This window comes from Streptomyces sp. NPDC060184, assembly GCF_042728795.1.
In the GTDB taxonomy this organism is placed as follows: domain Bacteria; phylum Actinomycetota; class Actinomycetes; order Streptomycetales; family Streptomycetaceae; genus Streptomyces.
In genome coordinates this window covers 106679-113237 of the sequence record NZ_JBHWYX010000024.1, presented here as the reverse complement: position 1 = coordinate 113237, position 6559 = coordinate 106679, and the positions used below count along the sequence as shown (strand labels likewise).

At 72.6% G+C, this 6559-nt stretch carries 6 protein-coding genes; 2 read left to right on the top strand and 4 right to left on the bottom strand.

From position 1 onward, the window contains the following. Nucleotides 1–114: 114 nt before the first annotated feature. On the bottom strand, nt 115–807 hold the full coding sequence (locus ACFWEE_RS18150) for a demethylmenaquinone methyltransferase (protein WP_386890219.1): 693 nt from the start codon (nt 805–807) through the stop codon (nt 115–117). A 246-nt stretch (nt 808–1053) separates the two neighbouring features. On the opposite strand from ACFWEE_RS18150, the gene ACFWEE_RS18145 reads away from it, so the two are divergent. After that, a complete protein-coding gene (locus ACFWEE_RS18145; protein WP_386890217.1) occupies nt 1054–1611 on the top strand; it encodes a SigE family RNA polymerase sigma factor in 558 nt (185 codons plus the stop codon). Between the two features lie 29 nt (nt 1612–1640). Continuing rightward, nucleotides 1641–2531: a hypothetical protein gene (locus ACFWEE_RS18140; RefSeq protein ID WP_386890215.1), complete on the top strand. Its 891-nt coding sequence runs from the start codon at nt 1641–1643 to the stop codon at nt 2529–2531. A gap of 33 nt (nt 2532–2564) precedes the next feature. Here ACFWEE_RS18140 and ACFWEE_RS18135 read toward each other — a convergent pair whose 3' ends face one another. The 3 genes from ACFWEE_RS18135 to ACFWEE_RS18125 form a co-directional block, all read right to left on the bottom strand. Beyond that, the gene (locus ACFWEE_RS18135; RefSeq protein ID WP_386890213.1) at nt 2565–3218 is read right to left on the bottom strand and encodes a hypothetical protein; all 654 of its coding nucleotides are present in this window, start codon (nt 3216–3218) and stop codon (nt 2565–2567) included. 68 nt (nt 3219–3286) lie between these two features. Continuing rightward, nucleotides 3287–4486: a cyclic dehypoxanthinyl futalosine synthase gene (mqnC, locus tag ACFWEE_RS18130; RefSeq protein WP_386890211.1), complete on the bottom strand. Its 1200-nt coding sequence runs from the start codon at nt 4484–4486 to the stop codon at nt 3287–3289. Nucleotides 4487–4558: 72 nt separating this feature from the next. Next, a complete protein-coding gene (locus ACFWEE_RS18125) occupies nt 4559–6490 on the bottom strand; it encodes a serine/threonine-protein kinase (protein WP_386890210.1) in 1932 nt (643 codons plus the stop codon). Nucleotides 6491–6559: the final 69 nt, after the last annotated feature.

The following is a 6559-nucleotide window of genomic DNA, read 5'->3' as shown; positions in this document are numbered from 1 at the left end:
ACGCCACCCGCCGCGTGTGCGGGGCGGGTGGCGTCGGGTGCGCGGGCAGGGGGTTGCGCGCGGGCGGGGGCTGCGCGCGGGCGGGGCCTGCGCGCGGGCCGGTGGCCGCGGGGCTCAGACGCGTACGCCCCGGTGCAGCGCGACCACGCCGCCGGTGAGATTGCGCCAGGCGACGCCCGACCAGCCGGCCTTCTGCAGCAGGGTCGCGAGCCCTGCCTGGTCGGGCCAGGCGCGGATGGACTCGGCGAGGTAGACGTACGCGTCCGGGTTGCTGCTCACCGCGGTGGCGAGGGGCGGCAGCGCCTTCATCAGGTACTCCAGGTACACCGTGCGGAACGGCGCCCAGGTGGGCTGGGAGAACTCGCAGATCACGACCCGGCCGCCGGGCTTGGTGACCCGGTGGAGCTCGCTCAGGGCGGCGGCGGTGTCCTGGATGTTGCGGAGCCCGAAGGAGATGGTGACCGCGTCGAAGGTCTCGTCCTTGAACGGGAGCTTCGTCCCGTCGCCCGCCGTGAACGGCATCCAGGGGTGGCGTTCCTTGCCCACCTTCAGCATGCCGATCGAGAAGTCGCAGGGCACGACGTAGGCACCGGCCTGCGCGAAGGGCTGCGACGAGGTGGCCGTACCGGCGGCCAGGTCCAGGATCTTCTGCCCCGGGCGCGCGTCGACCGCCTTGGCGACCTCCTTGCGCCAGAGCCGGGCCTGTCCGAGCGAGAGCACGTCGTTGGTCAGGTCGTACCGTCGCGCCACGTCGTCGAACATCGAGGCGACTTCGTGCGGCTGCTTTTCCAGGGATGCTCGGGTCACCCTCCCATTCAAGCAGCCCGCTCCCCGCGACCCGACGGCGGCGCTGCCCGGTCGCCGGACCTCCGTGCGCGACTGCCCGAAAACCTCGTGCGCGACCGCCCGGAACCTCGCGCGCGCAGCCCGGTGGCGCCGCGGGCGGCGCCCGGGAAACTCCCTGAAATTCGTCCTCAACCTTTCGGCCGCGAGAGCGCTCAAGAAGGGGTGAAGAACAGCAGAGGTGAAGAACGACAGAGACGAGGGGGAATGATGAGCACATCGCGAGGCCGGGATTCCGCGCCCGCTTCCGGCCGCACCCGCACACCGACGCAGGGCTTAGCGGCCCAGGGCTTCGAGGAGTTCGCGCGGGCCGGCCAGCGCGGGCTGTACCGCACGGCCTATCTCCTCTGCGGTGACGCGGAGACGGCCCGGGACCTGACCCAGACCACGCTGGCGAAGCTGTTCCAGCACTGGCGTCGGGTGGTCGCGGCCGAGCACCCGCACGCGTACGCCCGCACGGTCCTCACCCGCACCTATCTCGCGGAGCGGCGCCGCCGCCTCCGTGATCTGCTCGCCCACTCCCGTGCCGACCCGGCCCCGCCGCCCGTGGGGCCCGAGCTGACGGTGACGCTGCTCTCCGCACTGTCCGAACTGCCGCCGCGTGCACGGGCGATGGTCGTCCTGCGGTACTGGGAGGACCTGAGCGTCGAGACGGTCGCCCAGCTGATGCGGTGCAGCGAATCCACGGTCAAGAGCCAGTGCTCACGCTCGCTGGCCCGGCTGCGGACGCGGCTCGGCGACGCCCACCTCTATTCCCACCAGGCATGAGCCACACGACCACGAAGAGGAGTACGACCATGCTGACCGACCCCACGGACTTTGAACGCGAGACGAGCGCGGCGCTGCTCCGGGCCGCCATGGAGCACGCCTCCGAGCAGGCCCAGCCGCCGGGGGACCTGGTGGCCGGTGCGGTCGCCCAGGGACGCCGGCGCCGTGCCCGCGCCCAGATCGCGATGGGCGCCGGGGTGACCGCCGCGGTGGCGCTCGGGGTCTTCGCGGTGACGGCCCCCTGGTCGAGCGGTGCCCCGGCCCAGGCCACGGGCGTGGGCTCCGCCTCGGATTCCGTTCGGGATTCAGGCCGGGAGTCCAGCCCGGAGTCCGGTCCGGGCTCCGACCCCACTGACGCGTCCCGCACACCCGTGCATGTGGTGCCCTCGCCCGGCGAGTCCTCGATGGCGGACCTTCCGGCCGCCGAGCGGAAGCGTCAGCAGAGGTTCCAGCAGACCGCCGCGACCACCATCGACCACCTGCTCCCCGGCACCGGGACGATCCGGCCGGTGGACCTGCGGGTCAACCTGTACCAACTCGCCGACGGCTCCGAGGTCTTCCCGCTCACCTTCTCCGTGCGGCCCGCCGCAAAGGACGGGGACCACCACGCTCCGGCATGCGTGGACGACCCGGCGAAGCACTCCACCTGCCAAGAGGTCGAGTTGCCCGGTGGCATACACGCGACGGCCCGGACGGCGGCCATGAACTCCCTGGACACCACGGGCGTCAGCATCGAGTTCGGCTACGGCGGCAGTCTGGTCGAGGTCAGCGTGTCGCCGGACGACCTGCACGGTGCCTCGGCGCCGGTCACGGTGGAGCAGTTGACCGCGATCGCCGGTGACGCCGACTTCCTGCGGCTGGTGGCGTACGCCGACAGGAACCCGATGGAGGAGGAACAGACCACCGTCGTCGGCGGCTGACACGACCCGGAGCCGCCCCCGGGGACCGGGCCGTCAGCGCCGCCGGTGGACCATGCGTCCGCCGAGGACGGTGACGACGCAGCAGGCCGCGCCCACCCCGAGGAGGGTTTCCTCGTCGGGGGCGTCGAAGACAGCGAAGTCCGCGGCCCGGTTCTCGGCGTCGAGCGCCGGAGCCGCGAACACCTCGGCGGCCGTACGGCGCCGGGCGAGCGGGTCCAGCGAGGCCCGCGCAGCGGTCTCCTCGACCGGGGCCCCGCCGAGGAGCCGCAACCCCGACCGCTGCACCGCGTCCGCGACGGCCGGCCGGCCGAGCGGTCCCACGACGGCGACGGTGCCGTGGGCGAGCATCCGCTGCACCCCGCGCCGCGCACTCGCGCCCCACCGGCTCTCGTCCATGTCCACGCCGTCCAGCGCGGCCCCGGTCAGGGGCTCGGTGCCGAGGACGTCCGACTCCCGGGGGTCGGGGTGGTAGGCCCGTTCCAGCAGCGCGCTGCCCTGCCGCTGGACGAGCCCGGGCGTCAGCACTCCGGGCCAGCGGCGCACCCGGGCCGTCGGATGTCCGGCGGCGATTTCCTCGTACGGGCCGACGGCCGCGACGGCCCCGTCCCTGACGAGTACCGCGCCACCGGCGACCGCCCGCCGCCCGGGGCCGGGCAGCAGCAGATCGGCGGCGTGAATCGTCAGCACGGAGAGCACCTGGCCCGGAGGGGTCGGGGAGACGGAAGGAGGACGGAATGCCGGTGGCGGGACAGCCCTCAGTGGGCGTCGAGGAGCTTCAGCTCGGGGTGGGCGGTGCCGCCCTCGAGGGCGGTGGACGAGATGTGCGAGACGACACGGTCGTCGACCGGGTCCAGCGCCGGGTCCTCGTGGACCACCAAGTGCTCGTAGGTCGTGGCGCGCTGCGCGGGCACACGACCGGCCTTGCGGATCAGGTCGATGATCTCCAGGCGGTTGGAGCGGTGCTTGGCCCCGGCGGAGGAGACGACGTTCTCCTCCAGCATGATCGAGCCGAGGTCGTCCGCGCCGTAGTGCAGCGACAGCTGGCCGACCTCCTTGCCGGTGGTCAGCCAGGAGCCCTGGATGTGCGCGACGTTGTCCAGGAAGAGGCGCGCGATGGCGATCATGCGGAGGTACTCGAAGAGCGTCGCGTGCGTGCGGCCCTTCAGGTGGTTGTTCTCCGGCTGGTAGGTGTACGGGATGAAGGCGCGGAAGCCGCCCGTACGGTCCTGCACGTCACGGATCATGCGAAGGTGCTCGATGCGCTCGGCGTTGGTCTCGCCGGTGCCCATCAACATGGTGGAGGTGGACTCGACACCGAGGTTGTGCGCGATCTCCATGATCTCCAGCCAGCGCTCACCGGACTCCTTGAGGGGAGCGATGGCCTTGCGCGGGCGGGCGGGCAGGAGTTCGGCGCCGGCACCGGCGAAGGAGTCGAGACCGGCGGCGTGGATGCGCTGGATCGCCTCTTCGGCGGACACCTTGGAGATGCGGGCCATGTGCTCGATCTCGGAGGCGCCCAGCGAGTGGATCACCAGCTGCGGGAACGCCTTCTTGATGGCGGAGAAGTGCTCTTCGTAGTACTCCACGCCGTAGTCCGGGTGGTGGCCACCCTGGAACATGATCTGGGTGCCGCCCAGTTCGACGGTCTCCGCGCAGCGGCGCAGGATGTCGTCGAGGTCGCGGGACCAGCCCTTGGCGGTGTCCTTCGGCGCGGCGTAGAAGGCGCAGAACTTGCACGCCGTGACGCACACGTTGGTGTAGTTGATGTTGCGCTCGATGATGTACGTCGCGATGTGCTCCGTACCCGCGTAGCGGCGTCGGCGCACGGCGTCGGCCGCTGCTCCGAGCGCGTGCAGCGGGGCCGACCGGTACAGGTCGAGCGCCTCCTCCGCAGAGATCCGCCCGCCTTCGGCGGCGCGGTCGAGGATGGGCTGAAGGTCGGCCTTCTCGGTCACCGGGCTGTCACCTTTCGGCGGTGTTTCGACGGATCCACGGACCGAATCAGCCTACGCCAGCCCTTGCCGCGTTCAGCGGCCGGACCGGCTCAGCGTGCCGGTGGGAAGTCCGGCGGCTTCCTCGTACGACCGGTAGGCGAGGGTTCCGTCGTCGTTGAGGGTGAAGGTCAGCTCCGCTTCGGCCCCGGTGCAGAAGAGGCTCGCGGAGCTGTCGGCGACCGAGCGCTCATGGACCTTCAGCACCTTCTCGGTGCCGGAGGAGAGCGTCCCGATGCTCGAACAGGAGACCTGCGAATCGAGGAAGCGGATCGACTGGGTCATCCGGACGACGTCCTGGCCCTTCTTCCCCTCGGTGAAGACGGCGGTGAGGATGCCGTGCGAGGCACCCGAGCGTTCGAGGGTCGGCCCGGACCAGGTCCCCACGAACGCCTTGGGAAGGGCAGCGATCCCGTCGTCGCTCCCCCCGCCCCCACTCTCTCCGCCGTCGCTTCCTTCGCCGTCACCGGGATCGCCGCCGCCCGGAGCGGGCGGGGAGGAGGTACCGCCGGACGGGGTGCCCGAGCCGGTGCCGGTGGAGTCCCCCGTGGCCGGGTCCGTGGGGGCGGAGGGGGAGGTGGAGGGCGGCGAGGCGGCGCTGTCGGTGCTGCGCTTGTCGGCATCGCCGGAGCCGCCCCAGGGCATCAGGTCTCCGAGCATGCCCGACGTCAGGCCCACGACGGCGAGCGCGCCCGCGACGGCCAGCGCGACCGTACAGCTCACCCTCCGCCCGGGACGGGCCCCGGGACGTTGCTCGGGCAGTCTGTCGGCGCTCATGGAGACGGAGAAGCGCGGCCCGTGCGGGGAGAGGGGCGGCTCCGACGGGGAGCGGTCTCCGGACCGGTCGGCCGGCAGGGGGATCGGCGGCCCGAAGACCCCGAGACCACCCGCCGACCGGGGATCGGAAGGATGGGCGCCCGCATGCGCTCCCGCTTCGCCGCGTTCTTCGCCGCGCTCTTCGCCGCTGTCGTCGGGTGCCTCCGTCCGGTCCTCGACGCCTCGCCTGTCGGCGGGAGGTACGCCGAGCGAGGCGCTGCTGAAGGGGACGGGGCCCGACAGCACCGGACCCTCCTGGGGTTCGAGGTCGAGCAGCGCCACGGCGTCCCGGCTCACCTCGTGGACGAGTTCGGCAGGCAGCCAGCCCGCCGCCACCGAGGCCGCAGCACCGCCGGGGGTGAGAGCGCGGGCGAGGTCGGGCGGCGAGGGCCGGACGGCCGGGTCCTTCGCCAGGCAGGCGGCGACGAGGTCCCTCAGTTCGCCCCCCAGATCCCCGAGTTCGGGCTCCTCGTGGACCACCTTGTACAGGAGCACGGCGGAGGAGTCGCCGGGAAAGGGTGCCGAGCCGGTGGCCGCGTACGCGAGGACCGCGCCGAGCGAGAACACGTCGGCCGCTCCGGAGATGTCGCCGCCCCGGATCTGCTCGGGTGCCATGTAGCCCGGCGACCCCACGGAGACCCCGGTGGAGGTGAGCGAGACGGTGGCGCCGAGGGCCCTGGCGATGCCGAAGTCGATGAGCCGGGGCCCGTCGAGCGCGAGGAGGACGTTGGACGGCTTCACGTCGCGGTGGACGATGCCCTGCTGGTGCACGGCGCCCAGAGCCTCCGCGAGACCGCCGCCCAGCGCCCGCACCGCACGCTCGGGCAGTGCGCCGTGCCGGGTCACCGCCTGCGAGAGGGACGGCCCCGCCACGTACCCGGTCGCCACCCACGGCACTGGCGCGTCGGGGTCGGCGTCCAGGACCGGAGCGGTCCACCGGGCCCCGACGCGCTGCGCGGAGTCCACCTCACGCCGGAACCGGGCCCGGAACTGCTCGTCGAGGGCGAAGTGCGGGTGCACCACCTTGACCGCGACCGTGCGGCCTCCCGCGCTCCGCCCCAGGTAGACCCGTCCCATGCCGCCCGCGCCGAGTCTGCCGAGCAGCCGGTAGGCGCCGATGGTGCGCGGTTCGCCGGCTTCCAGCGGCTGCATGGCGACTCCCCCTGTGAAGCGACCGGACCTCGACCGAAGCGTAAGGGCTGCCCGTCGCCCGGTCACAGG

Coding starts and splice junctions, on each gene's coding strand:
- ACFWEE_RS18145 (WP_386890217.1), top strand. CDS start 1,054: ATGAGCACATCGCGAGGCCGGGATTCCGCGCCCGCTTCCGGCCGCACC.
- ACFWEE_RS18140 (WP_386890215.1), top strand. CDS start 1,641: ATGCTGACCGACCCCACGGACTTTGAACGCGAGACGAGCGCGGCGCTG.
- ACFWEE_RS18125 (WP_386890210.1), bottom strand. CDS start 6,490: ATGCAGCCGCTGGAAGCCGGCGAACCGCGCACCATCGGCGCCTACCGG.